26 protein-coding genes, 1 tRNA gene and 1 pseudogene are annotated in these 24695 nt (G+C 70.4%); 16 read left to right on the top strand and 12 right to left on the bottom strand.

Features of this window, described 5'->3' with window-relative positions; genetic code table 11:
- Nucleotides 1-182: 182 nt before the first annotated feature.
- A pseudogene (locus Dfulv_RS37640) lies at nucleotides 183-392 on the bottom strand (aminoglycoside phosphotransferase); the annotation flags it as partial.
- Nucleotides 393-829: 437 nt separating this feature from the next.
- Here Dfulv_RS37640 and Dfulv_RS37635 point away from each other — a divergent pair.
- The gene (locus tag Dfulv_RS37635) at nucleotides 830-1879 is read left to right on the top strand and encodes a mannosyltransferase family protein (protein ID WP_259858582.1); all 1050 of its coding nucleotides are present in this window, start codon (nucleotides 830-832) and stop codon (nucleotides 1877-1879) included.
- A 1-nt stretch (nucleotide 1880) separates the two neighbouring features.
- Here the strand turns inward: Dfulv_RS37635 and Dfulv_RS37630 are convergent, their stop codons facing one another.
- Nucleotides 1881-3206, bottom strand: a complete 1326-nt coding sequence (locus Dfulv_RS37630) for an RNA-guided endonuclease InsQ/TnpB family protein (RefSeq protein WP_259858581.1) — start codon at nucleotides 3204-3206, stop codon at nucleotides 1881-1883.
- Between the two features lie 155 nt (nucleotides 3207-3361).
- On the opposite strand from Dfulv_RS37630, the gene Dfulv_RS37625 reads away from it, so the two are divergent.
- A complete protein-coding gene (locus tag Dfulv_RS37625) occupies nucleotides 3362-4111 on the top strand; it encodes a polyprenol monophosphomannose synthase (RefSeq protein ID WP_259858580.1) in 750 nt (249 codons plus the stop codon).
- A gap of 178 nt (nucleotides 4112-4289) precedes the next feature.
- On the opposite strand, the gene Dfulv_RS37620 is transcribed toward Dfulv_RS37625, so the two are convergent.
- On the bottom strand, nucleotides 4290-4460 hold the full coding sequence (locus tag Dfulv_RS37620) for a hypothetical protein (protein ID WP_259858579.1): 171 nt from the start codon (nucleotides 4458-4460) through the stop codon (nucleotides 4290-4292).
- Nucleotides 4461-4615: 155 nt separating this feature from the next.
- On the opposite strand from Dfulv_RS37620, the gene Dfulv_RS37615 reads away from it, so the two are divergent.
- A complete protein-coding gene (locus Dfulv_RS37615) occupies nucleotides 4616-5422 on the top strand; it encodes a hypothetical protein (RefSeq protein WP_259858578.1) in 807 nt (268 codons plus the stop codon).
- Between the two features lie 697 nt (nucleotides 5423-6119).
- A complete protein-coding gene (locus Dfulv_RS48985) occupies nucleotides 6120-6887 on the top strand; it encodes an integrase core domain-containing protein (RefSeq protein WP_406567863.1) in 768 nt (255 codons plus the stop codon).
- A 165-nt stretch (nucleotides 6888-7052) separates the two neighbouring features.
- Here Dfulv_RS48985 and Dfulv_RS37610 read toward each other — a convergent pair whose 3' ends face one another.
- The gene (locus Dfulv_RS37610) at nucleotides 7053-7184 is read right to left on the bottom strand and encodes a hypothetical protein (RefSeq protein ID WP_259858576.1); all 132 of its coding nucleotides are present in this window, start codon (nucleotides 7182-7184) and stop codon (nucleotides 7053-7055) included.
- Nucleotides 7185-7470: 286 nt separating this feature from the next.
- Here Dfulv_RS37610 and Dfulv_RS37605 point away from each other — a divergent pair, with 286 nt between their 5' ends.
- Together Dfulv_RS37605 and Dfulv_RS37600 are read left to right on the top strand one after the other, a co-directional pair.
- A complete protein-coding gene (locus Dfulv_RS37605) occupies nucleotides 7471-7866 on the top strand; it encodes a hypothetical protein (protein WP_259858575.1) in 396 nt (131 codons plus the stop codon).
- A gap of 372 nt (nucleotides 7867-8238) precedes the next feature.
- Nucleotides 8239-8676: a hypothetical protein gene (locus Dfulv_RS37600; protein WP_259858574.1), complete on the top strand. Its 438-nt coding sequence runs from the start codon at nucleotides 8239-8241 to the stop codon at nucleotides 8674-8676.
- A 181-nt stretch (nucleotides 8677-8857) separates the two neighbouring features.
- Here Dfulv_RS37600 and Dfulv_RS37595 read toward each other — a convergent pair.
- Nucleotides 8858-8929: transfer RNA gene (locus tag Dfulv_RS37595), tRNA-Val, on the bottom strand.
- Nucleotides 8930-9101: 172 nt separating this feature from the next.
- On the opposite strand from Dfulv_RS37595, the gene Dfulv_RS37590 reads away from it, so the two are divergent.
- The 3 genes from Dfulv_RS37590 to Dfulv_RS37580 are packed head-to-tail and all read left to right on the top strand — an operon-like array spanning nucleotide 9102 to nucleotide 11822.
- The gene (locus Dfulv_RS37590) at nucleotides 9102-9818 is read left to right on the top strand and encodes an MEDS domain-containing protein (protein WP_259858573.1); all 717 of its coding nucleotides are present in this window, start codon (nucleotides 9102-9104) and stop codon (nucleotides 9816-9818) included.
- Nucleotides 9815-10780, top strand: a complete 966-nt coding sequence (locus Dfulv_RS37585; RefSeq protein WP_259858572.1) for a sensor histidine kinase — start codon at nucleotides 9815-9817, stop codon at nucleotides 10778-10780. The genes Dfulv_RS37590 and Dfulv_RS37585 overlap by 4 nt, the downstream gene beginning before the upstream one ends.
- A 7-nt stretch (nucleotides 10781-10787) precedes the next feature.
- Nucleotides 10788-11822, top strand: coding sequence for a TRM11 family SAM-dependent methyltransferase (locus Dfulv_RS37580; RefSeq protein WP_259858571.1), 1035 nt, complete (start codon nucleotides 10788-10790; stop codon nucleotides 11820-11822).
- Here Dfulv_RS37580 and Dfulv_RS37575 read toward each other — a convergent pair.
- The 3 genes from Dfulv_RS37575 to Dfulv_RS37565 all read right to left on the bottom strand — a co-directional run bounded on the left by Dfulv_RS37575 (nucleotide 11819) and on the right by Dfulv_RS37565 (nucleotide 13103).
- Nucleotides 11819-12037 carry a DUF6158 family protein gene (locus Dfulv_RS37575; RefSeq protein ID WP_259858570.1) on the bottom strand — a complete coding sequence of 73 codons (219 nt, stop codon included), beginning with the start codon at nucleotides 12035-12037 and terminating at the stop codon, nucleotides 11819-11821. The genes Dfulv_RS37580 and Dfulv_RS37575 overlap by 4 nt on opposite strands.
- 69 nt (nucleotides 12038-12106) lie before the next feature.
- Nucleotides 12107-12532, bottom strand: coding sequence for a family 20 glycosylhydrolase (locus Dfulv_RS37570; RefSeq protein ID WP_319805713.1), 426 nt, complete (start codon nucleotides 12530-12532; stop codon nucleotides 12107-12109).
- A 229-nt stretch (nucleotides 12533-12761) separates the two neighbouring features.
- Entirely contained in the window at nucleotides 12762-13103 is a 342-nt protein-coding gene (locus tag Dfulv_RS37565) for a YkvA family protein (RefSeq protein ID WP_259858569.1), read from the bottom strand.
- A gap of 30 nt (nucleotides 13104-13133) precedes the next feature.
- On the opposite strand from Dfulv_RS37565, the gene Dfulv_RS37560 reads away from it, so the two are divergent.
- The 6 genes from Dfulv_RS37560 (at nucleotide 13134) to Dfulv_RS37535 (ending at nucleotide 18377) form a co-directional block, all read left to right on the top strand.
- Nucleotides 13134-14246: a damage-control phosphatase ARMT1 family protein gene (locus Dfulv_RS37560; RefSeq protein WP_259858568.1), complete on the top strand. Its 1113-nt coding sequence runs from the start codon at nucleotides 13134-13136 to the stop codon at nucleotides 14244-14246.
- Nucleotides 14247-14437: 191 nt separating this feature from the next.
- Nucleotides 14438-15103: a response regulator gene (locus Dfulv_RS37555; RefSeq protein ID WP_259858567.1), complete on the top strand. Its 666-nt coding sequence runs from the start codon at nucleotides 14438-14440 to the stop codon at nucleotides 15101-15103.
- A gap of 510 nt (nucleotides 15104-15613) precedes the next feature.
- Nucleotides 15614-16102: a hypothetical protein gene (locus Dfulv_RS37550; protein WP_259858566.1), complete on the top strand. Its 489-nt coding sequence runs from the start codon at nucleotides 15614-15616 to the stop codon at nucleotides 16100-16102.
- Between the two features lie 27 nt (nucleotides 16103-16129).
- The gene (locus Dfulv_RS37545; RefSeq protein ID WP_259858565.1) at nucleotides 16130-16795 is read left to right on the top strand and encodes a hypothetical protein; all 666 of its coding nucleotides are present in this window, start codon (nucleotides 16130-16132) and stop codon (nucleotides 16793-16795) included.
- A gap of 67 nt (nucleotides 16796-16862) precedes the next feature.
- Entirely contained in the window at nucleotides 16863-17498 is a 636-nt protein-coding gene (locus Dfulv_RS37540) for a hypothetical protein (protein ID WP_259858564.1), read from the top strand.
- A gap of 21 nt (nucleotides 17499-17519) precedes the next feature.
- Nucleotides 17520-18377 carry a hypothetical protein gene (locus Dfulv_RS37535; protein ID WP_259858563.1) on the top strand — a complete coding sequence of 286 codons (858 nt, stop codon included), beginning with the start codon at nucleotides 17520-17522 and terminating at the stop codon, nucleotides 18375-18377.
- A 100-nt stretch (nucleotides 18378-18477) separates the two neighbouring features.
- Here the strand turns inward: Dfulv_RS37535 and Dfulv_RS37530 are convergent, their stop codons facing one another.
- Genes Dfulv_RS37530 through Dfulv_RS37520 form a run of 3 tightly spaced genes read right to left on the bottom strand, consistent with a single transcriptional unit; the run spans nucleotide 18478 to nucleotide 22059 of the window.
- The gene (locus Dfulv_RS37530; RefSeq protein ID WP_259858562.1) at nucleotides 18478-19557 is read right to left on the bottom strand and encodes a Zn-dependent alcohol dehydrogenase; all 1080 of its coding nucleotides are present in this window, start codon (nucleotides 19555-19557) and stop codon (nucleotides 18478-18480) included.
- Nucleotides 19554-20897 carry an aldehyde dehydrogenase family protein gene (locus Dfulv_RS37525; protein WP_319805712.1) on the bottom strand — a complete coding sequence of 448 codons (1344 nt, stop codon included), beginning with the start codon at nucleotides 20895-20897 and terminating at the stop codon, nucleotides 19554-19556. Before Dfulv_RS37525 ends, Dfulv_RS37530 begins: the two co-directional genes overlap by 4 nt.
- A 10-nt stretch (nucleotides 20898-20907) precedes the next feature.
- Nucleotides 20908-22059, bottom strand: a complete 1152-nt coding sequence (locus Dfulv_RS37520) for an acyl-CoA dehydrogenase family protein (protein WP_259858561.1) — start codon at nucleotides 22057-22059, stop codon at nucleotides 20908-20910.
- Nucleotides 22060-22103: 44 nt separating this feature from the next.
- On the opposite strand from Dfulv_RS37520, the gene Dfulv_RS37515 reads away from it, so the two are divergent.
- The gene (locus Dfulv_RS37515) at nucleotides 22104-22727 is read left to right on the top strand and encodes a TetR/AcrR family transcriptional regulator (protein WP_259858560.1); all 624 of its coding nucleotides are present in this window, start codon (nucleotides 22104-22106) and stop codon (nucleotides 22725-22727) included.
- Nucleotides 22728-24190: 1463 nt separating this feature from the next.
- Here the strand turns inward: Dfulv_RS37515 and Dfulv_RS37510 are convergent.
- Nucleotides 24191-24643, bottom strand: coding sequence for a hypothetical protein (locus Dfulv_RS37510; RefSeq protein WP_259858559.1), 453 nt, complete (start codon nucleotides 24641-24643; stop codon nucleotides 24191-24193).
- Nucleotides 24644-24695 lie beyond the last annotated feature (52 nt).

Below are 24695 nucleotides of genomic sequence, written 5' to 3'. Positions count from 1 at the left end.
CACGAATCCAGCGGCGATCGGCGTGAACATGCGCTATGCCGCGAAGCGCTGGCGGCAGCTGTGTTCCGAGCTCGCGTACTTGCCGATGTGCGGATGGTTGATCACGCCGTCTGCCGGACGTAGTGGCGATCGCCGGGTCAGCGGATTGTGGCGATGAGTCGTTGCAAGGCGGCGTGGGCGGGTGGGCCCCAGGTGTGCTCCTTGCGCAGCAGCGCGTCCGCCCTCTCGGTCGCCCAGGGAAGCCGGACGGCGAGGTCGTCACCGAGCCGCCACAGTTGGTTGTCCCATCCACGCGCGCCCAGCCGAATTGGGCGATCGGCGAGGTCGGGGTGCTGGTCGCGTACCAGATCCCGGACCAACTCCGCGGTGATCTCGATATCGACGTGGGTCATGCAGAGCAACAGTAGTCCTGCGGGGCCGCCTGTTCACCCGGCAGCGGATCGCCGTCAACTCCTGCTCACACCGGTCCAGTTTTCGGTATGCGCAGGGTCGCCGACTTGCCGGGAAACTGCATGATCGCGAAGACCTCCGAAATCCCTGGCGTATGGCCGAGTTCCGACGACCGGCGCTGCCGTACGATGCCGACGTGTTGAGCTCTTCGCCGCCGGGACCCACCAGTGGAGCATCCACAGATCTGACCCGCACTGTCGCACCCAGCGTGCCGCAGCAGGCGGCGGCCCCGGCCGTGGAGCAGCTCTCGCGCAGCCGGCGGCCAGGGCCGTGGAAACACCGGTGGCGGGCGTGGTGGGCGACGGACGCGGCGCGGACCTTGCGCGAGGCCGGGTCGGTCTGGCTTGCCAGTGTGTTCGCTGCTTGCGTGCTTACCGTCATGTCACGTATCGGCGACGGCAAGGCGGTGTCGGCACACACTTTGTTCATGGCCTGGGGCCAGTACGATTGGGGCTGGTACCAGTGGATCGCCGATGACGGCTACGCCGCCCGGTGGGGCGACGGGCGGATCGCTGCGTTCTTCCCGCTCTACCCGCTCCTCGTTCGCGGCTTCGACGTGTTCGTGCCCGGTCCCTCCCTCTACGCGGCACTGACGGTGTCGGCTCTCGCGCTGCTCGGCGCCTACCTGCTGCTGCACCGCCTGGCCGAGCGGGAGTTCGGCCCGACCGTCGCGCGTCGGGCGAGTTGGTGCCTGGCGGTGTTCCCGACTGGCTTCTTCCTGCTGTCGCCGTATCCCTCCTCGCTGTTCCTGCTGCTGGCTGTCGGTGCGTTCGCCGCCATGCGCTCCGGTCGCTGGTGGGTCGCCGGGGCACTGTGTGCCCTGGCGTCCGGAACACGGTCGGCCGGGCTTCTGCTGGCAGTGCCGTTCGTCTTCGAGTACGTCCGCCAACGCGGCTGGAAGCTTCGCCTCGACGCACTCGCCGTGCTGCTGGTACCGGGCGGTCTGCTCGCCTACATGACCTACACGTACCTTGCGGAAGGCGACGCGCTCGCGTTCATGCACGCGCAGAAGATCTGGTTCCGTGAGCTGCACGCCCCCTGGTTCGCCGTCATCGAATCAGGGAAAGCCGTCTCCCGTGTCCCGTTGTCCACCGGGCAGGTCAACGTGCTCGGTCTCGGTGCCGTGCTGTTCATGCTTACGCTGCTGGTGCTGTCCGTCGTCGGCCCCTGGAAGGTGCGTCGCGACCAGTTCGCCCTGCCGCTGCTCGCCTTCACGCAGATCCTGTTTCTCATCTGCTTCCCGGTCATGTCCCAGTCCAACGAGCGGCTCATGTCGGTGGCTCGACACGTGCTCGAGGTCTTTCCGATGTTCCTCACCCTCGCCGTGCTGGCCCGCGTCGAGCTGATCAACCGCGTGTACGTATTCGCCGGCCTGACGCTGCAGGGCTGCCTGCTGGCGTTCTACCTACACGGCGGCTGGATCGCCTGAGTCATGCCGTTGCGGTGGGCGTCCGGCGACGCTGTCCCCAACAGGTGCTGAGCCGCTCGGCTAGGATCTCGAGACCGGCCCGGAGCAATGGAGCGTGGTTGACAATCCTCCCCGCCCTAAAGGACGGGGATTCCCTGGGTTGCCCCAGGGGTTCCTGCTTCGCCGACGACCGCCCCGTCCGAGAGGACTCTCGTTGAGGTCTTACACCGCCTCCACAGGCAATCACGGAGAGCCCCTCCGCGAGGATGTTGCGGGCCGCGTTCACGTCGCGGTCGTGGGTACGTCCGCATCGGCACGTCCACGACCGCACGTTCAGCGGCATCCGCTCAGCGAGGGCACCGCAAGCGGAGCACAGTTTGGACGACGGGAACCAGCGGTCCACGACGACCAGGGTGCGGCCGTGCCAGTCGGCCTTGTACTCCAGCATGGTGCGGAACTGCCGCCATGCCGCGTCGCTGATGGCGCGGGCCAGGCTGTGGTTGTTGACCATGTTGCGCACGGTCAGGTCCTCGATCACGATCGTTTGGTTCTCACGAACGAGTCGAGTGGTCAGCTTATGCAGGTGGTCGCGCCTGCGGTCGGTGATTCGGGCGTGGACACGGGCGACCTTGAGGCGGGCCCTGGCTCGGTTCGCGGAGCCCTGCTCCTTCTTGGCGAGGTTCCTGTGGGCGCGGGCGAGTGCGGCCCGGTCGCGGCGCTCGTGGCGCGGGTTGGTGATCTTCTCCCCGGTGGACAGGGCGAGCAGGCTGTCCAGACCGGCATCGACACCGACCACACCCGTGGCCGTGGCCGGGGCCTGCTCGATCACGTCGTCGCAGAGCAGGGACACGAACCATCGGCCTGCGGCGTCTTGCGACACGGTCACTGTGGACGGCGATGCGCTGCCTGGCAGTGGACGGGACCACACGATGTCCAGGGGTTCGGTCATCTTCGCCAGGGTGAGCCGGCCGTCGCGGTACCGGAACGCGCTGGTGGTGTACTCCGCCGAGCGGCGCGACTTCTTCTTGGACTTGAACGTCGGGTACTTGGCCCGCTTGGCGAAGAAGTTCGTGTACGCCATCTGGAGGTGGCGCAGCGCCTGCTGCAACGGCACGGAGGAGACCTCGTTGAGGAACGCCAGTTCCTCGGTCTTCTTCCACGCGGTCAACATCGCCGAGGTGGTGTTGTAGCTGACCCGTTCCTGGCGCAGTGTCCACGCCTCGGTGCGGGCCTGCAACGCCATGTTGTAGACCAGCCGGACGCAGCCGAACGTCCGGGCAAGCTCGGCGGCCTGCTCCGGGTTCGGGTAGAAGCGGTATTTCAACGCCCGCTTCACGGCCCTGGTCATGGTTCACGCAATAGTGGTCTCACTGGTGAGCCTTGCGGCGGCACGCTGGTACACGCCGATCCGCCCTGGCGGCGGATCGGCTTTCCCTGCCCTGCTCCGCAGGGGTTCCGTTTCCTCCCCGGCCTGAAGGCCGGAGTATCCACGGAAGGAATCCGATGACAAGCAGTAGCCGCAACGTCGTTGTGGTCCTGCCCACTTACAACGAGCGGGACAACCTGCCTCGGATCGTCGGAGCGCTGGGCGACCTGGACGTGGCCGGCCTGCACGTTCTCGTGGTCGACGATAACTCCCCGGACGGCACCGGCGACGTCGCGGACAAGCTGGCGCTGGAATCTGCCGGCAAGGTCAGCGTGCTGCACCGTCGGGAAAAGGACGGCCTCGGACGCGCCTACGTGGCGGGCTTCGAGCAAACGCTGGCAGGCGACGCCGAGGTCGTCATCCAGATGGACGCGGACCTCTCCCACCCCGTGGAGGTCATCCCGGTCATGCTGGAAACGCTCGCCTCCACCGACGCCGACGTCGTACTCGGCTCCCGGTACGTCGCCGGTGGCAGTGTCGCCGGCGACTGGGGTTGGCACCGTCGGGCACTGTCGGCGTGGGCCAACTTCTATGTCGACATGATCCTCCGCCTCGGTGTCAAAGACGCCACAGCCGGGTTCAAGGCGTGGAAGGCGGACACACTACGCCGCATTGACCTGCCCTCTGTCCGAAGTAGCGGCTACGCATTCCAGGTCGAGATGAACTACCGCGTGGTCCAGCGTGGGATGCGAATCGCCGAGGTGCCGATCCGCTTCGAGGAACGCACCGAGGGCGTGTCGAAGATGACGTTCACCGTGCAGGCCGAGTCCGCCCTGCTGCCGTGGAAACTGCGCTTCGGACGCCGGCCTCTGAGGCCCCACCGGTAGCCCGGAGGTGATGTCCTCAGATTCAAGAGGCCATCGCCCCTTCCGGTCGACAAGCCGCATGGACTTCGACTCGAACTGTTCAACATCGCAGCAGTCCCGGAGACTCCATACCGGGACCGCGGCAGCAAGATTCCCGCCCCTGTGGGGTTGCGGGTGCCCAAAACCTCGTCCGGGCAGGTCAAGCTTCGCCGCGCTGCAACGCCAGCTCGTGCCGGACGGCCATCAGCTGCGCCACCGCGGCCGTGACCACGGCGACCTCATCATCGAGCCGCACCCCGCTGAGCCCGCAGTCGAGCCGGCACCCCACCGCCCTGCCGCCCCGGTCCCCGCCAAGCTGGATTCGGCCCACCCGGTCATGCGAGCCTGCAGGCACGACCTGAGGCCCTTGCGGTGTCTTCGGAGGCCTGGCCGAGCATCTGTCCCGGCCGGGCCAGCAAACCGGAACCGCAAACGTCGACGGCCCGCGTGGCGTGCTATCGTCCGCGCGAATTCCAGGAGGTGGTCGTGCGCGTGGCGGTGTTGCGGGCAGTCATGGTTGCGGCGGCGGTGCTCGGCTCGACCATTCCAGCTGCGTCAGCGTTGGCGAGGTTGCCGAATGGGTCGGACTTCGGCGTGACGGTGTTGGACACCACTGGTGCGCTCGGTGAGGCCGTCTCCGTGTCGTACAAGATCACCAATAACAGCAAATCGTGGGCTTACTACAGCGAGGTGAAGATCGAGGTCCGCAGTCCGTCGGGGACGGTGCTGACCGACTTCGACACGGCGTATCCGGCGGGACGCTGCCCGGTCTTGAAGCCCAAGCTACTTGCCCAGTGCTCTTCCACGACCCAGTTCCCGCCGGAAGCAACGGTGTCGCTGCAGTTCCGCATCACCAACACCAGCGCGCCGGCCACGGGCGTCAAGGGCTACGTCAAGGTGATCGTGAACGGCGACCCGGTGACGGACAACAACCTCGCAATGTTCACGTTCCGAACGGTTGCCGGGGAATCGACCCCGACGGCTGGCGTCAGCGCACCCGCGTCCACCCGGTCGCCGACGCGTTCGGCGGGTTCGCCGAGGCCGAACTCCAGCTCCGCCCGGCCGACCGCATCCCCGACGGCCATGACGGAAGAGTTCGCGGCGGTGACCACGGACATGGCGACGCCGATGGCCGAGCCGGCCGATACCACGCAGGCGCGGCCGGCCAGTTCGGCAGGCGGGTACGTCCCCTGGATCGGCGGTAGCCTCTTCCTTGTCACTCTCGGCACGCTCGGTGCGCTGCTCGCGTGGCGTCGACGCCGGGGCTCGGAGCCACCCGCTTTTCATCCGTAGGTTCAGAGGGTTCGAGTCCCCGACGGAACTGTCATCAGGCACGACATGTGCCTGCTTGGTTTCCCGCACCTTCTGTATGCGGTGGATATGATCGCCGACATTGCCCACCGCAACGGCGCGATCATCATCGCGCTGCCCGGCCGTGGGGCATGGTTGCCTTTGGTGCGCGGCGGGGGACCTCGGGCGGGGGCCTGGCATCCCAGAGCGTCGGGGTCCAGCGGGCGGAGCCCCTGGCCACCGGAGGCCACCTCCGAGCCGGCTGGAAGCCGGGCCACCGGCAGGCACCGCTCTTGGCAGACGGCGCGCCGTGGACGCCGAGACAGGATGCTGCGTCTCGGCGTCCACCGTGCGTGGCCAGTGCAGACGGGCTGCCCGCTATCCCTCGGCGAAGCCTGACCCCCGGATAGGCCCTGGTCGTGCCAGAACCACCCCCCGCAGATGCCAGGGAGGCGATTACCTTGCAGTGCTGGATGCCCCGGTTCTGGCCAGCGCACCAGCACCCTAACCAGATCGGATAGGGCGAGCAATGCGCTCGTGTCGTCGGCGGGCGTGGCGGCTAGCGGTGCGCCCGGACCGCCGAGTTGGCCATCGTTGCGTCGACCACGCGTCCGGGTCACGCTCGGTGTAGCGTCGGCAGCTGGTTTTCGTAGGCGCAAAGTCACCGGTTCGCTCGAAGCCCCGGCTCCTCGTCGCGAGGATGTCCGGGGCTTCGGCGTGTCCAGCTCGAGCCAGCGCACCGCCGGGGCCGCCGCGCCGGGAACTGCTCGACGACGCCGGCGAGTTCACCGACCTGGCTGCCGCGCAGGCCGCGGTCGACCGGTTCCTGCACGAGTACAACACCAACCGGCCGCACCAGGCCCTGAACATGGCGTTTCCCGCCGACCGGTTCCGCCCCAACACCACCACCGACGGCGCGGCGCTGCTGCCGCTGAAGCTGCCCAGCATCCTGGGCATGAGCACGCCGACATCCCCGCAGCCACCGATGTCCGCCGCTGTGACGCCAACACAGCGCCACACCGGCGCCTGCCCCGGCCACCCCGATCGTCCCGGCGTAGGTGTCGCCCGGACGGTGTGTCGGTGGTGCGATGGAGTTCGACCAGGTTGTGCCGCCGTCGGGGAACCTGCAGGTCGCTGGGAAACAGTTCTGACTCGGTACGGCCCGCTCCGGCATCACCGTGACGTTCTGGGCCGACACCGATGTCATCCATATGCTGATCGCTGGCACCCGGCTCAAGTCCGTGCGTTCCCACCTGTCCGTCAACGACCTGGCAACGCTGCTGCGCAACGGTGGCCGACCGGCCGGGCCGCCGCTGCCCACGGTGCCCAACGCCGACCCCGCCGGTCCGGTCGAGGTCGACCGGACCGTCAACGCCGCCGGCCACGTCTCCCTGAGCCGGCATGTGGTGCTGGCAGCCGAGATCCTCGCCGGGCGCCGGGTGAGCATCCGCATCGACGCAGACCCTGATGTTCTTCGACCCCGACACGCGGGAACTGTTGCGCACCCGCGCCAACCCGCCGCCACAGCCACCGACCGGTCCGGTGCGCGTCCAGCGCCGCGCCTCCAACACCGGGGTCGTCATGGTCGCCGGCCAGAAGGTCGCGCTGGGCGGGGTCCACGCCGGCAAGACCGTCACCAATCGAGGTGTCCAAGACCGAGTTGGCCGTCCGCTGCGAAGACGGCACCCGCACCATCCGCCGCATCACCGACCAGCCCGTCACTCGTATCAAAGCCCACCGACCTCGCAAGAATGACCAGGTCCATGCCGAGCAGTAGATTCCAGCTTGTGGATCGCGATCGTCTCGCTCTGGCCGCATGTCGGTACGTTGCTGGCATGGATCACGGGCACGGGATTGCCGACGCGGAAGTGGAGCCGGTCAGCGGAAGCCAGGCGTGTCGAGCCCCTTGTGGGTGCTGAGGCGGCCCGCCGCCCGCCTCATCCCACCGGCTCGCAAACCGTGACCTGCCCTACTGGCCGCAGCGCCGGGTTGTCTTCGGGGCTTAATGTGGTATCCATGCGTCAACGCGGCGTCAACGCGGCGTCATCGTGGTGGGCCTCGTCGTCGGCCTGGTTGTGATGGCGTTCGGTGTGCTGTGGTTGCTCGCCTTCGTGCCGGGCATGGGCACTGATGGCAGCGTCACCACGACGGACTGCGGCACCGCACCTCGTCACGGCCTGACCTGCTGGGGCGACTTCACTCCTGGCGACGGCGGTCCACCTCGGTCGGTGAGCATCGACGACGTTGACGAGGAGGACGTGACCGTCGCCGCCGTCACGTACCCATGGGCCCCTGAACAGGCTTTCCGACCCCCAGGCGTGCTCGCCGCCGTCGAATCGACCGCCATGACCGTCGCTGGGGGAGCGGTTCTCAGCGTCGCGGTCACCCGCCTGGTCTGCTCGGTACGCGCCACCCGGCGCCGAAACCGGTTCGCCACCCCTGCTTAGGCCGGACTCCCGCTGCGGCGCGACGCAGCCTCTGACCGCGTCGGCGTAGACCTCACAGCCATGATCGTCTAGTCGGGTGTGTCATGCGTCATCTGGCACTGATCTGTAACGGATCTACTGGAACTCGACACACGTGATCTGCACCTGCACCTGCACCCGCAGGCCGCATAACGACCAAACGTCTGTTCAGGTGGGCCGATACCCTTCCAGGGTGGAACACCCCGCCCAGCAGTAGTTCGGCGATGTCGGAGGCGACGCCTTCCGCCAGCTGCTGTGACAGCTTCTGCACCTTGGCTTCAAGTTCATCGGACCGGCAATGCTGTTGCCGTTGTGACGATGGTCCCTGATGACGGCTCGGCTTAGGGTCCTGTGGTGCGCAGTCGCTGGTATCGAATGGACCGCAGGTCGGCCCGCAGCCTCACGCTGGTCGTAGCGATTCTGTGGACAGGCGGCTGGATGTTGGGCTTCTGGCGCGCGGTCGACGATTCTCGTGGGGCGACGGTGGACGCCGAGGTCGTTGCCATCACCACGAATGCTCCCGGCCGGCGGGTGTATGACGTTCGCTTCGTGACGGAGACGGGGCTTACCTGCGAGTCCCGTGTCGACTCTGGCTCCAACCCCAAGCCCCGTGAGATTCACGTCGGCGGACGATCGAGGGTCCATTACTCGGCCTCCGACCCATGCAGTGGCTTGTTGCTGCGAGAGACAACCTCTCCAGCGCCGTGGCCGGGCGTGATCCTGCTGCTGGTGCCGATCGTCGTCTGTCTGGTCGTGGTGTGGCGGCTGCGGCCACGCAAAGTCGGCCAGTGACCGCCAGGTCGAGTGTTGTTTAGCCGTACATGGCTCAGGGATACCTGAGGTACAGCCGTGGCGTGACGTGGTCGTCAGCGAGTAAGCAAGATCGTCTCTCCGGATTCTCCCCGAGGGGCTACAGGGGAGCAAACGGCCGGTGCCCTCTGGGGACAACCGGCCGTGACCTGGTGTTCTGCGGTGGGCGATACTGGGATCGAACCAGTGACCTCTTCGGTGTGAACGAAGCGCGCTCCCGCTGCGCCAATCGCCCGCGACGCCAAACTGTACCCGATTACCCCGCCATCGTGCATCCCGACCCCCCGAGTCGCCGCTCGCGCGGCGGCAGGGGGCGGTGCGCGTGGCGCGCGGGGTCTCCTCGTCTGACGTAGGCTCAGAGGGTGGTGGACAGGCATCGGCATGTCTGCTGGGCATACGACGACCCGGTGGGATTCACGGTCCGCGCGAAGGAGTGGATCGCCGAAGGGATCGCTGCTGGGGACCGGGTCTGGTTCGTCGCCGATGAGGGGGCCAAGCCTATCGAGGGTGCTCGGCTCGTCCGCATCGCCGAGGCCTACGACCAAGAGCGGATCATCGACCCGCCCGCCCAGGTGCGAGCCTATGCCGCCGCGACCGAGCAGGCGCTCGCCGACGGGTATGCCGGGTTTCGGGTCGTTGCGCAGGTCACGCCGCTGATCCGGGACGCGGTCCGGCTGGAGGCCTTCGCGCGCTACGAATACCTCGTCGAACAGTACATGAGCACCGCTCCCATGTCGGCCCTCTGCGCCTACGACCGGCGGGAGCTCGACGGGCAGGTGGTCGCCGAGCTGGCCGGGCTGCACCCCGAGACCAACGTCGGCGTGCTGTTCAGCCTGCGTGCCGGGGCGGACGGTGAGGGTGTGGTGCTGTCCGGGGAGCTGGACCAGTCCAACCGTGCGGTGCTGGGTGCCGCGATGCGCCGGGCCGACCTGGGCGCCGACGGTGAGGAGATCGTCCTCAACGCGGCCGGGCTGCGGTTCGTCGACCACCGCACGCTGCTGGACCTCGAAGACTATGCCCGGGAGCGGCACACGCGGGTGGTTCTGCGCACCGGGCTGATCTCCGCGGTCAAGCTTGTGGAGTTGCTGGGCCTGCGCCGGGTGAGGGTGGAGCCGGCACGATGACCACGCGCACAGGTGCGGCCGCCGGCCACCGCGGATACTTCCACGAAGCCGTCTTCTACGACCGTCCCGACGACCTGCTCGCCGTTGTCGTGCCGTTCCTGCTCGACGGGGTCGCCGCCGGCGAGCCGGCGATCGTCGCCTTCGGGGAGCACAACGCCGCGCTGGTGCGGGACGTGCTCCCGGAGGGCCACGGCGTGACCTTCCTGACCGGCGAGGGGGTCTACGCCCGCCCGGCCGCCGCCATCCGGTCGTACCGGCGGCTGCTCGCCGGCCACGTGGCCGCCGGAGCGGCGCAGATCCGCATCGTCGGTGAGCTGGCACCCGCCCTGCTCGGCCGGATGTGGGACTGGTGGGCGCGGTACGAGGCGGCGATCAACCACGCGTACGACGACTTCCCGCTGTGGAGCATGTGCGCGTACGACGCCCGGCGCACCCCGGCGCCGGTGCTCGACGACGTCGCCCGGACCCACCCGAACGTCGCCATGCCCGACGGCCGGCACGTGCCCAGCGGGTTGTTCGTCGACCCGCTGACCTTCCTGAGCGAGCCGCCGACCACGGCGCCCGACCCGATCGTGGAGCGGCCGCCGGTCGTCGAGCTGGCCGACCCGGCCCCGGGCGAGGCCCGCGACGTGGTCCGAGCCGTGGACGGCGGGCGGCTGCGGCTCGACGAGCTGGAAGAACTCACGATCGCGGTCAGCGAGGTGGTCACCAACGCGTTGCGGCACGGCCGCCCGCCGGTCCGGATGCGGGTGTGGACCGCCGAGGACCGGATCGTGGTCGCGGTCAGCGACGGCGGTGAGGGGCCGAAGGACCCGCTCGCCGGGCTTATGCCGGCCGACCAGGACGGCCTCGGCGGGCTGGGGCTGTGGATCACGTACCAGTCGTGCAACCACGTCCGGACGAGCCGCACGGCGGACGGCTTCACCATCACCCTGACCGGCGGAGTGCCACCGGTAGGCTGAGGCACCTATGGCTCAGTACGCACTGCTCATCTTGCCCTCGACCAACCGGGTTTACGCCGACGCCTCCGTCGCGCTGACCCGCGCCGAACTGGCCGCGTTCAACCGTGCCGTCCTCGACGGCAGGCTCTCCGAGCCGGCGGAGGAGCCGATCGGCGGCGTGCCGTATGTGACGTTCGAGGCCGAACGGCTCGGCGAGCGGGACGCCGCGTTCCTGGCGAACCTGTCCTCGGCCTATGCGCTGTTCGAGGTCGTCGGCGACCTGCTGCGCCCGGTGGAACTGCGGCCGCTCGACCGGTTCGACGACGATCTGCTGACCATCCAGAAGTACCAGGGCAAGACCAATGAGCTGTTCACGAAGCTGCTGCTCAACGTGACGCTGCTCGCCTCGGCGTTCGCGCCGCAGATGCTGGAGCGCCGGTTCCGCGTGCTCGATCCGCTGTGCGGCCGCGGCACGACCCTCAACCAGGCCCTCATGTACGGGTTCGACGCCGCCGGGGTGGACCGCGACCAGAAGGACTTCGAGGCGTACGCGGCGTTCATCCAGACCTGGCTCAAGCGCAAGCGGATCAAGCACCACGCCGAGGTCGGCCCGGTGCGGCGCAACCGGCAGGTCGTGGCGCGGCGGCTGCGGGTCGACCTGGCCGCGTCCAAGGACGACTACAAGGCCGGCGAGACGCAGGTCCTCGACGTGGTCAACGCCGATACGGTCCGCTCGGGGGAGTTCTTCAAGCCGGGCACGTTCGACCTGGTGGTGGCCGACGCGCCGTACGGCGTGCAGCACGGCAGCCGGACCGCCGGGAAGGGCCTCGCGCGCGACCCGGGCGACCTGCTCGCCGAGGGCGCGCCGGTGTGGGCGGGCCTGTTGCGCAGCGGCGGCGCGCTGGGCATCTCGTGGAACACCTTCGTGGCGCGCCGTGAGGAGGCGGCCGGCCTGCTGACCGCTGCCGGCCTGCGGGTCGTGGAGGAGGAGCCGTACGGATCGTTCCGCCACCGGGTCGACCAGGCGATCATGCGGGACATCCTGGTCGCGACGAAACCCTAGCCCCGGACCCGGTGCGGGTCGACCTCCCGGTTCGGGTAGCGGCGCAGGTACTCGCGTTCGAGCTCGTCGGTGCGCCGGGTGTGGTTGGTCAGCGCGTCGTCTGACCCGTGGCGGAACGTGTCGTGGCGCGTCTCGTGCAGGGTGGCCAGCTCGCGCAGCAGTTCGGCGTTGCTGAGCTCCGCGGGCGAGACGCCCAGGTACCCCTCTGTCGGCATAGCGTCGGGGTACCCCTCCCGCGAGGGCTCACACCGGGGTGACCTGAGCCGTCGCGGGAGGGGGCATGTTCACGCGAGGGTGAGCGTGATGTCGTCGGCGTAGTACGACGGCTGGCCGTACCAGCCGTGGACGAACACGGTGACCGACGTCGTCGACGCGCCGGACGGCGGCTGCGAGGAGGAGGCCGACACGGACGGTGACGACGACGGCATCGTGCCCCACGGGACCTGCGGCGAGCTGTAGTAGTTGATGCCCTGCACCGTCCACCGCGGGCCCTGCGCGCCGAGCCGCACCTTGAAGGTGTCCCAGTTGCGCACCGCCTGCGGCGACCACGCCAGCTCCGCGAGGGCGGGCATACGCGGGAACGCCATGTACTCGATGTCGGCGAGCTTGGTGAGTGTCTCGCTCCACAGTGGAGCCTCGACGCCGAGGATCGCGCTGGCCGGCACGCCGGAGAGGTAGGCGCCCGGGTCCCAGTTGTAGGCGGTCTGCACCTCGATGAGGCCGGCCCAGGTGAGCCCGAGCGGTTCGCGGTGTGGTCGGCGGCGCCGAGCTGGTGCCAGCCCATCACGGTCTTGCCGGCCGCGCCGACGAAGGGTTGCACGCGGTTCATGAAGGTGCGGTAGTCCGCGGCCGAGGTGCTCTGTGCCTCGTCGCCGCCGATGTGCAGGTACGGCCCGCGGAGGGTGAGGCGCCGGGGCCGGGGCCGGGCGGCGGGGAGGGTCAGCGGGTGCGCTGGGACTGGCGGCGCTGGAGCTCCGGCGGCAGCGGGGACCGGCCCTCCTGCTGGCGCTGGCGGGTCTTGACGGCCAGGCGCGTGAGGTAAAACAGGGCGGCGCCGAGGACGCCGACGTCGTCGAGGTAGATCGGGTCGGGCAGCAGATCGACCGGGAAGATCGTGTAGATGATCGCGCCCCAGAACGCGACCTTGCCGCCGGCGCCCATGGCCTGCAGATACTTGCCGGTCCTCCAGACCCGCACGGCGAGGACGATCGCCAGCACCAGCAGGCCGATCAGCAGCAACCCGCCGACCACGAAGAGCGCGTAGAGCGACTCGTCCGACATGGGATCGAGTTTACGGGTGATACTGCCCGAATGCCCGTAGAGCCACCGCCGATCCTGAGCAACGTGCCGGGGTCCTTCCCCCAGTCGGTCCTGCGGGACCGCCACCCCGCGATCGTCCGGCACGTGCTCGAGGGAATCCCGTACCCACCAGAGGTACGACTCCGGCTGGAAAGGCTCTTGCAGGAGCCGGTCATCGCGCCGCTGCCCGCCGGTGCGCACGACGCGGCGGAGTGGGCGCGGTGGGGCGAGGGCATGTACGGCCGGTCGTGGTACGACGTGCCGTTCCTCTGGGCGGAGAACTTCTTCTATCGGCGGCTGCTGGACGCGGTCGGCTACTACGCACCGGGTCCGTGGCGGGGGATCGACCCGTTCGGGCCGCAGAAGGACGCCGGCCTGCCGGGGCCGGAGGAACTGGCCGAGCTGGACGCCTTGCAGGCACTGCCCGACGAGCAACAGGCGGGGGCGCTGGTGACCGCGGCGCTGTGGGGCAATCGGGCGGATCTCGGCTTCCGCCTGGTGGCGCAGGGCGCCGACCGGGTCGACGAGCTGATCGTCGACGAGAGCAAGCGGCTGTGGGAGCTGCTGCGCGGGGGCGGCGCCGTCTGCCTGGTCGCCGACAACGCGGGCCGGGAACTGCTGCCCGACCTGGTGCTGATCGACTTCCTGCTGCGCACCGGGCGCGCCGGGCGGGTCGAGCTGCACGTCAAGCCGGCGCCGTACTTCGTGTCCGACGCCCTGCCCGCCGACGTCCTCGCGGAGCTGCGGCGGTTCCCGGCCGGCAGTGCCGTCGGGCGGCGGCTGCGGGTCGCGCTGGAGGAGGGCTCACTGTCCCTGCACGCCGATCCGTTCTTCTGCGCGCCGCTGACGTTCCACGACCTGCCGGAGCAGCTTGCCGTCCGGTTCGCGGCGGCGGAGCTGACCATCCTCAAGGGTGATCTCAACTACCGCCGCCTGGTCGGCGACCGTCACTGGCCGGCGACCTCGTCGTTCGAGGAGCTCACCGGATACTTTCCGGGCGCGGTCGCGGCGTTGCGGACAGTGAAGTCGGACGTGGTCGTCGGGTTGGCCGAGGGGGCCGAGTGGAGCCTGCCCGCGTCATGGCGCACCAGCGGCGCTTTTGCTCTCGTCCAGGTTCGAGGATGAGTCCGAGGTCGCGATGGTGAAGGTCGGGCCGGCCCAGAACGTACGCATCTTCGTCATGCTGCACACTCTGCCCAGCGGCACTTGGCGGCCACTTGCGGTCGGCTTGCGAAGCCTTTCAAGCGTGTCCGCCGTCACGTCGGGGCGGGATGGGACCCTGGGGTGAGTGGTCCGGAGCGAAACGGAGGGAGCGCGTGAGCACCGTCCTGGTCGTCGACGACGAGCCGCAGATCGTCCGCGCGCTGCGGATCAACCTGGTCGCGCGGCAGTATGAGGTGGTGGTCGCCGCGGACGGTGCCGAGGCGCTGCGCCAGGCCGCCGACGCCCGGCCCGACCTGGTCATCCTCGACCTGGGGCTGCCCGACGTCGACGGCGTCGACGTGATCCGCAAGCTGCGCGCCTGGAGCCCGGTGCCGATCCTGGTGCTGTCCGGCCGGGCCGACTCCCGGGACAAGGTCGAGGCGCTCGACGCCGGCGCCGACGACTACGTGACCAAGCCGTTCAGCATCGACGAGCTCCTCGCCCGGGTCCGGGCGGTCACCCGCCGCTTGAGCCCGGCGGACGAACTCGAGCCGGTGCGGATAGGCCGCCACGACATCAACTTCACCGCGCACACCGTCACCGACGGTGTGCACCTGACGCGCACCGAGTGGCGGTTGCTGGAGATCCTTGCCCGGAATCCCGGCAAACTGGTCAGCCAGCGCCAGCTCTTGCAAGACGTCTGGGGCCCGACGTACGCCAAGCAGACCCAGTACCTCCGGCAGTACCTGACCCAACTGCGGCACAAGCTCGAAGAGGATCCCTCCCGGCCCCGGCACCTGCTGACCGAGCCGGGCATGGGCTACCGCTTCCAGCCTTGAAGCCACTTGCAAGTCTTGAGGCGGCTTGCAAGTGGCCGCCGCGGCTTGCAAGCCGCGGGCCGGCAAGCCTCGGCGACGTGATCGCCGACAACACCGACGTCCCGCGCTCAGCCCCGCAGGGTGACGTCTTCTTCGCCCCGGCGGTCTGACCTTTCCGTCCCCGGTCACCTACGGGTGGGAACCCGGGTGACCGGGCCCTGCCCGGCTTCTTGCCGCGCGGATCGGGGTAAGGCTAAGACTGGTCCCGAAGGGGGGTGCACGATGTCGTTGGCGGTCGCCTGTATCGGGGTCGCCCTGCTGATCGGCCTGCTGCTGCGCCTACGCCGGCGCCTGCGCCGCCGTCCTGCCGGGACCGTCATATCCACTGTGGACCACGTGGTGCACCGGGTGCGGGGCACCCGTCCCCGAGGCCCGGAGGCCGCGGCGAGTGTGGCTCGCCTCAGACCGGGTAGGCCCGTGCTGCACCGGTGCCCGGGCCGGGCTTCGCCAGTGGGAGAAAGGAATGCGCGCATGCAACCTGAAGGCGACGAGATGGCGCCCCAGGCTGACGACGAAGCTCCCGCCAGCGGCGTCCCGTCATTCAGCGGCTCCGCGGACCCGTCCGCGTTCGGTGCCACCTCGGCCGAGCCTCCGCCTCCCCCGGCCGGGGCGGTGTCCGGTGCGGCGAGCGGCGCGGGTGCGGGCACCCCGTCCACGTACCGGTCGAACAACGGCGGCACGACCACGGCGGCACTGGCGGCGCTGTGGAACGACGCCGACCGGCAGCGCATCCGCGGCCGATGGCAGGAGCTGCAGATGCGCTTCCTCGACGATCCGCACCTCGTCGCGGGCGAGGCGGAGCGGCTCGTGCAGGAGGCGGTCACCGCGCTGTCCGCCTCGCTGGACGCCCGCCGCACCCAGTTGCACCAGCAACGGGCCGCCCGCGGCCTGGACACCGAGAACCTGCGCGCCTCGCTGCGCGACTACCGCGAGTTCCTCGACCGCATCCTCGGCCTGTGAGGCAGGGGTGGGGAAGGAGACGAGCACATGAACTCAACGACGATCACGATCGGGCTGGTGGTCATCGCCCTGGCGGTAGGTGGCTGGATTCTGCTACGGGGTGGCAAGGAGGAGGAAGAGGAGGTGGAGTCCGGCTCGGCACCACCGGTTCCGCGGCCTCCGGCGCAGACCGCCACGGCCGGGATCCAGGCGGCCCCCGGAGTCCCGCCCACCGCGGCGCCCGCAGGGATAGCCCAGCCGATGATGCCTGGCACGATGCCCACGCCCCCCGGGATGATGCCCGGGGCGCAGATGCCCGGGGCGCAGATGCCCGGGGCGCAGATGTCCGCGGTGCCCGCGTACGGCACCGGGTACGGCACGCCGGCGCCCCAGTCACAGCCCGGCTACGGCACGCCACCACCGCCGCCCGGGCCGGGGTACTCCACGACCGCGCCGCTCACCACCGAGGCGCACGCGTACGAGGTGCGGGCCCGCTGGCAGGAGCTGCAGATGCGGTTCGTCGACGACCCGCAGACCGCCGCCGGCGAGGCCGAGCGCCTCATCGACGACGCGCTCGCCGGGGTGACCGCCTCGCTGAACGCCCGGAAGGACCAGCTCAGCAGCTGGCGCGCCTCCGGCCGCGACGACACCGAGCAGCTCCGGGCGGCCGTCCACGGGTACCGCGACTTCCTCAACCACCTCGTCGGGCCGTGATCATCGTCGATCCTGCCGTTTGAGGGCTCGTACCTGGCGGGCATACCTCCTGAGAAGGAGGACCGCCATGACAGCCACCCAAGTTCTGCTCACGATCATCGTGCTCGTGGTGATCGCCGCGATCGGCTACGGCATCTGGTTCGTCACCCGGCGGCGCGCTCTGCAGCACCGGTTCGGCCCCGAGTACGACCGGGCCGTCGCCGAACGGGAGAGCCGCCTCGCCGCCGAACGTGAACTGCGTGAGCGCGAGCGGCGGCACGCCGCATTCGAACTGCGCGAGCTCGAGCCCGAGGCGCGCACCCGGTACACGACGGCGTGGGAGGAGATCCAGGCCCGCTTCCTGGACGACCCGGCCGGTGCCGTCCGTGACGCCGACACCCTCGTCACCGAGCTGATCGCCGAGCGCGGATACCCCACCGGCGACTACGAGGCGCAGGTCGCCGACCTGTCGGTGGAGCACGCCCGGACCCTCGGCCACTACCGCGACGCGCACGAGACCAGCCTGCTCAGCGACCGGGGTGAGGCCACCACGGAGCAACTGCGCCAGGCGGTCGTGCACTACCGCGCGCTCTTCTCCGACCTGCTCGGCACCGACGCCACCCCCGGCCACCACGCGGCGGACCACACGACCGCCGGCGACACCGGCGTTCCCGCACAGCGGGCGTCCGAAGCCGTGCCCCACGACACCACCAGCCGGTCGTAGGGCCGGGAAAGGATGCTTCCGATGCAGCAGGAACAGCGCGGGTCCGTCGACCGGACGTACGTTCCCGAGCCGCGCGGGGCGGACCACGACGATGTCGCGGTCGGCACCGCGCAGGCTCCCGCCGGGCAGCCCGGCTCCGGTGAACGCGGTGACGAGCGGTACCCGAGCGGCACCTACGCGTCCGGGTTCTCCGGCGCCGACACCGAACATGAGCGCTTTATCACCGACGGCGATGCCGATGGCCGGGACGATACCGAAGAGCGGGACGAGGTCGAGACGGCGCGGGCCGAGGAGGCCGAGGACCAGCGGTGGGAGACCGAGCACCCGGACGGCGACGCGGCGGACCGGACCTGGGCGGCGGAGCACGCGACCCAGCTGCGGGCCGGCGCGATCGACACCCCGGCGGACGACACTCCGGCGGACGACACCACGGCGGACGACACCACGGCGGACGACCGCGACGGGACGCGGGTCGACGCCGCCGACCGTGACGAGACGCTCGCGGTGAGCGACCCGGCGGACACGGCCGCGGAGCCGGCCGCGGAGCCGGTCGGTGAGCCCGTCTCCGGCGAGCCCGGGGAACTGCTGCCGGGTGCGGTCGAGGTGACGCCGGTCGGGGCGCTGTGGGCGGACGGCGCCGTGGACGGGCTCCGCGAGCGCTGGCGCGAGCTCCAGTTGCGCTTCATCGACGACCCCCGGTCCGTGGCCGGTGAGGCCGACGCGCTCGTCGCCGAGGCGGTCGGGTCCGTCACGGCCGCGCTCGAGTCCCAGCGCCGGCGGCTCGCCGAATGGCAGCAGCAGGACGGCGACGACACCGAGCGGCTGCGGGCGGCGGTCCGGCAGTACCGCGATTTCCTCGACCGGCTGCTCGGGTTGTAGGCGGCTCGGCACGTCGGCATGATCTGGAAGACTTGACGCCGAATATTGGCGTGAAGTCTTCCGGATCATGCCGACGTGGGCGGAGCCGCGAACCCGCTGGTCAGAAGCGGATCAAGGTGCGAGCGCCCCGCCCCTCGCGCACGCGGACGAACGCCTCGTTGAGGTCGCCCAGGCCCACGTGGTCGGTGACCAGCGCCGACAGGTCGAGCCGGCCCGCCCGGTAGTGGTCCAGCAGGATCGGCACGTCCACGGCCGGGTCGGTGCTGCCGTACATGCAGCCGACCAGCGTCCGCGCGAAGTACGCCACCTCGAGCGCGCTCAGGCTGAGCTGGTCCGTCGCTGCGCCCAGCCCGACCACCGTGGCCGTGCCGCCGCGCCTCGTCGCCGACCACGCCACCCGGATCGTCTCCGCACGGCCCACGCACTCGATGGCGTGGTCGGCGCCGCGGCCCTCGGTCAAGCCGCGGATCTCCTTCGCCAGCTTCTCCGACGGCGGCAGGAAGTGTGTCGCGCCCATGCGGCGGGCGAGGTCCTCCTTCGCCGGCGCCGGATCCACCGCGACGATCGTGCCGGCCCCCGCGATCCGCGCGCCCTGCAGCGCGGCGAGGCCGACACCGCCGAGGCCGATGACCACCACGGACTGGCCGGGGCGGACCCGCGCCGTGTTGGTGACCGCGCCGACGCCGGTGAGCACCGCGCAGCCGAGCAGCGCGGCCTCCTCGAGCGGGATGTCGGCCGGGACCGGGATGCAGGCGTGGGCGCCGACCACCGTCTCCGTGGCGAACGCGCCGGTGCCGAGGCCCGCGTAGACGTCCTCGCCGGACGAGGTGCGCGCGAACGGCACGGCCCGTGCGTCGTCCGCCCGCACGCAGAGGTACGGCTCGCCGGCCTCGCAGAACCAGCATGACCGGCACGGCGGGGACCAGTTCAGCACCACGTGGTCGCCGACGGCGACCGTCGTGACGTCCGTGCCGACCTCGACCACGGTGCCGGCGCCCTCGTGGCCCAGCACGGCCGGGAACTGCTGGCGGAGAGTGCCGTTGGCGAGCGAGAGGTCGGAGTGGCAGACGCCCGCCGCGGCCAGCCGGACCCGCACCTGCGCGGGACCGAGCGGGTTGAGGGTCAGTTCCTCCACGGTGAGCGGGCCGTCGAGCGCCCGGAGCACTGCCGCGCGTGTCACAGCTGGATCGCCTTCACGGTCGTGAACTCCTCGTAGCCGAAGGTGCCGAGCTCCCGGCCGTAGCCGGAGTGGCCGATCCCGCCGAACGGGGCGAGCGGGTTGAACGCGCCGCCGTTGACGTCGACCTGACCGGTGCGCAGCCGCCGGGCGACGGCGACCGCGTGGTCCTGCGACGCCGACCAGACGCTGCCCGCGAGACCGTACCTGGTGCCGTTGGCGATCCGCACGGCGTCGTCCTCATCGCGGTACCGGATGATCGACAGCACCGGACCGAAGATCTCCTCCTGCGCGATGACCGCGTCCGGGTCGACGTCGGCGAAGACGACCGGCGCGACGTAGTAGCCGACCTCCGGCACGGCACCGCCGCCGTGGACCATCTTCGCGCCGCCGGCGACGCCGCGCTCCACATAGGACAGCACCCGGTCGCGTTGCGCGGCCGAGGCGAGCGGGCCGAGACGGGTCGAAGGGTCGGTGGGGTCGCCGACCGTGTACTTCGCGGCGGCGGCCACGGCCAGCTCGACGGCCTCGTCGTAGCGCGACTCGTGGACCAGCATCCGGGTCCACGCCGTGCACGTCTGGCCGGAGTTGAGGAAGCAGTTGGCGACGCCCACCTTGACCGCGGCGGTGTGGTCGGCGTCGGGCAGGATCACGTTGGCGGACTTGCCGCCGAGCTCCAGCGCGACCCGGGTCACGTTGGCGGCGGCCAGCGCGGCGACCTTCCGGCCCGCGGTCGTGGACCCGGTGAAGGAGATCAGATCGATGCCGGGGTGGCCGGCGAGCTCGGCACCGGTCGGGTCGCCGTATCCGGTGACGAGGTTGTAGACGCCGTCGGGGAGGCCGGCCTCGCGGACCAACTCGTGGAGGCGCAGCGCCGACAGCGGGGCGACCTCGCTCGGCTTGTGCACGACGGTGTTGCCGGCGGCGAGGGCGGGCGCGAGCTTGGCGACCGTCTGGTGCAGCGGATAGTTCCACGGGGTGATGGCCCCGACGACGCCGACCGGATCCCGCACGATGCGCGAATTTCCGAGTTGTACCTCCTGTTCCGGCGCCTCCAGCTGCGCGACCGTCGACGACAGCACCGTGATCGGCAGCCCGACCTGGACCTTCCGCGCCACGCTGAGCGGTGCGCCCATCTCGGCGGTGATGATGCCGGCCAGTTCGTCCGCGTGCTCCGTCAGCAGGTCCCGCAGCCGGGCCAGGTGTGCGGCCCGCTCGGCGCGGGACAGCTCCGCCCAGGCCGGCTGCGCCGCGCGCGCCGCTTCCACCGCGGGCGTCACCGAGGCCGTGACCGGCACGGAGGCGATGACGGATTCGGTCGCAGGGTTGTGGACGTCGATCACGATGGACCCCTTACACGAACGCGCTCACGCCGGTGAGGGCGCGGCCGATGATGAGCTTCTGGATCTGGCTCGTTCCTTCGTACACCGTCGTGACCCGCGCGTCGCGCAGGTACTTGCCCACGGGGTACTCGTCGATGTAGCCGTAGCCGCCGAAGACCTGCAGCGCGGCGTTGGCGGCGCGCACCGCGGCCTCGCTGGCGAACAGCTTCGCCGTCGACGACTCGGTCGCGAACGGCGCGCCGCGGTCGATGAGGTCGGCGACCCGCCAGGTGAGCAGCCGCGCCGCGTCCGCCTCGACGGAGATGTCGGCGATCAGCTGCTGCACCAGCTGGAACCCGGCGATCGGGCGTCCGAACTGCTCGCGCTGCCGCGCGTAGGAGACGGCGGCGTCGAGGCAGCCCTGGATGATGCCGACACACCCGGCGGCCAGTGACATGCGGCCCTTCGCGAGCGCCGCCATGGCGATCTTGAACCCCTGCCCCTCGGCGCCGACCAGCGCGCTCTCCGGCACGGTCACGCCCTCGAAGGTGAGCGACGCCGTCGCCTGGCCGCGCAGGCCGAGTTTGCCGTGGATCTCCTCGATCCGCAGGCCGGGCGAATCGGTCGGGACCAGGAACGCCGAAACACCCTTCGGCCCCGGGCCGCCCGTCCGCGCGAAGACCAGGGCGACCTGTGCCCAGGTGCCGTTGGTGATGAACATTTTCGCGCCGTCGAGCCGCCACCCGCCGGCCACGCGGGTCGCCCGGGTGGCCAGCGAACCGGCGTCGGATCCCGTGTCCGGCTCGGTCAGCGCGAAGCACGCCAGCGCGTCACCCGAGCAGAGCCGCGGCAGCCATTCGGCCTTCTGGTCGGCGGAGCCGTAGCTGTTGATCGATTTCGCGACGAGGCCCAGCGAGACGGACACGATGCCGCGCACCGACGAGTCGCCGCGCCCGAGTTCCTCCAGGACGAGGCAGTACGTCAGGTGGTCCCCGCCGCTGCCGCCGTGCTCCTCCGGGATGCCGATGCCGAGGATGCCCAGGTCGGCGAGCTTCTTGACGACCGATAGGTCGACCTGTTCCGCGCGGTCCCAGGCAGTGGCGTGCGGAACGATCTCGCGGTCGACGAAGTCGGCGACCATGCGGCGCACCGCCTGTTGTTCGTCACTGAGCGTAAATTCCATGGCGACACCCTTAACTAACGCCGTTAGTTTCTAAGATCGTATCCATGGTCCGTCCCAGAACGCCACTGCTCACCCGTGATCGGATCGTCGAGGCCGCCACGGCCATCGTCGATGCCGAGGGGCTCGACGCGCTCTCCACCCGGCGGCTGGCCCGCGACCTCGGCGTGCAGGCACCGTCGCTGTACAACCACTTCTCGACGAAGGAGGAGATCATCGACGCGGTCGGCGACGCGATCGTGGCCGGTGTCGACCTGTCGATGCTGGGCCGCGACCCGTGGCCGGTCGCGCTCAAGTCGTGGGCCAGGGCATACCGCGCGGCGTTCCGCGCCCACCCGAACGTGGTGCCGTTCCTGGCGCGTGGCCCGGCCCGCCGCCCGGCGTCGCTCCGCCTGGCCGACGCGGTGTACGGCGCCCTGGTCGACGCCGGCTGGCCCCCCTCGCTGGCGACCAGGATCGGCGCGACGATGCGATATTTTGTGGCGGGTTCGGCGCTGGGGTCCTTTGCGCTAGGTTTTGTCGATGATCCGTCCCTCTACGCCGCCGACTACCCACACCTGCGCGACGCCCACCGCCTGGCGGAACACCACGCCCAGGTGGACGACAGCGCGTTCGAGCTGGGCCTGGAGGCGTTGATCGACGGCCTGGAGCGCAGGTTCGCCGCACTCTGAGTTTTTGTCATACCTGGCTCGTAGGTTGTGGGCGTGGGGGATGAGTGGATCGACTGGCACAGCCGATTGACGGCGGCACAGGCGGCCCGTGAGCGCCGCCGCCGGGACCGGGCGGCGATGCGCGCGGAGTTCGCCGAGGCCCGCCGGCACGGCCTGTCCGCCCGGCATGCGCTGAAGCTGATGCGCGCGGACCTGCGCGCCCGGGAGGCGGAGCTCATCGCCGCTGCGTCGGAGCGCGCGGCCAGGGCCGAGGCGGCCCGTCTCCGCGCGGTGCCGTCCGAGCCCGAGACAGCCACGGGTGGACGGACCTCCTGTGCTCGTGGTGCACCGGCTGGGCCTCGGCCGTCGGCCCCGCAGGTTTCTGTGGCCGTGTCATCGCCTGCGGCTGAGGTGGCTGGAGCGGTGCCGGGTCCGGAGGTGGACGCGGTTGGGTCTCGGCTGTCGGTCTCCGAGGTTTCTGTGGCTGTGTCATCGCCTGTGGTCGAGGTGGCCGGAGCGGTGCCGGGTCCGGAGGTGGACGCGATTGGGCCTCGACCATCGGTCTCCGAGGTTTCTGTGGCCGTGTCATCGCCTGCGGCCGAGGGGGTGCGGGTCGAGGCCGGTCCGAGAGTCGGAGGACGGCATGGTTGGTGTGCTGGCAATCGGCTGACGCCGGAGCGCGACGGCGCTGAAGACGTCTGCATCCACGGGGCGCCGGCAGTCGGTGTCGCTGTTCTGGTCGGTGTTGCCGACCTGGGCGCAGCGGGCCGGGCGCCACCCGGAGGCTCGGCACAAGATCGTCACAACACAGGACCCGCGTCGCACCGAACGACGCCGTGCGACGGTCGGATGTCAGCGGCGAGGATCGCATGCAACGGGGGATCCTGCGTGCCGGGGTCTGACAGCCGGGCCGGGGCCGGGTCGTGCCGAGTGCGTCGCACGGCGCCTGCCGGTAGGTGTCGGATAAGGCGTGCAGGTGACCGGGCGCGGCCAGGACCGGCACGGCCGAGATCAGGCTTTCCGGAGCCGGAGCCGGAGCCGGAGCCGGAGCCGGAGCCGGATACGGCGGAGAGCGGGTGCCACCTCGGATCAGGCGGTCCGGATCAGGCGGTCCGGATCAGGCGGCCTTACATCAGGGCGCCCCCAGGTCAGGGCGCCCCCCAGGTCAGGGCGCCCCCAGGTCAGGGGCGGCCTCGGATCAGGATGGCCTGGTTCTGGTGGCCCGCATCAGGATCGGCTGCCACCTCGGGCGGTGTGAGGTTCTCCTGCGGGCGGCTTCGCCGTCGATGCGCGCGCCGCTTGCCCGGGGTCGGGGTCCTGTCGTCGCAACCTGCGGTAGGGGCGTGGTCCGCCGTGATCCTCGGCTTCGCCTCCGGTGAACCGAGCTTAGCCGTCGAACGTGGGGGAGCAAGCAAACGCGGGACAAGGCCGGTGCTCGCCGTCAGAGGGCCGGTCAACTGGTGTCCCGGCCGTCGTGAGCTTGGTCAGGCCGCTGCCTCGGCCGGCATGACCAGCAGGAGTTGGCCGCCGGGGCGGGTGCTCATGCGGACCGGCATGCACATCATCCGGCCGGCGCGGATCAGCACCGTCGCGGTGTCCAGATCTGCCACGCGCAGGCCGGGGGAGCCGTTGCGGGCCGGGCCCGACACCAGCAGGACGCCGCGCCAGGCGGCCTCGGCCAGCAGGCGGGCGTGCCTCACCTGGCGGGTCGAGCGTGGGGCGCCCGGCGTGCTGCACAACTCAGCGTAACCACGCTGCCAGGCGCGGTCCAGGAAGCCGGCGGTGCCGGGGTCGGTGAAGACGCGGGAGATCTCGTACCTGTGGCGGTTGCCCGCCGTGAAACGGTGCACGCTCGCCGAGTGGCCGGCTGCTTGGAGCAGCTCGACCAGCCGGTCCGCGGCGACGGCCCGGTTGAACTCGGCGAGCACCCCCGACAAGGAGTTTGCGGACCTTGCCCGAGTGCCTCCCAGCGCCCGGGCACGGCCTCCA

It is taken from the genome of Dactylosporangium fulvum, from assembly GCF_025137375.1.
Taxonomy (GTDB): Bacteria; Actinomycetota; Actinomycetes; order Mycobacteriales; family Micromonosporaceae; genus Dactylosporangium; species Dactylosporangium fulvum.
The sequence above is the reverse complement of the archived record's forward strand: the minus strand, read 5'-3'. Positions and strand labels throughout refer to the sequence as shown.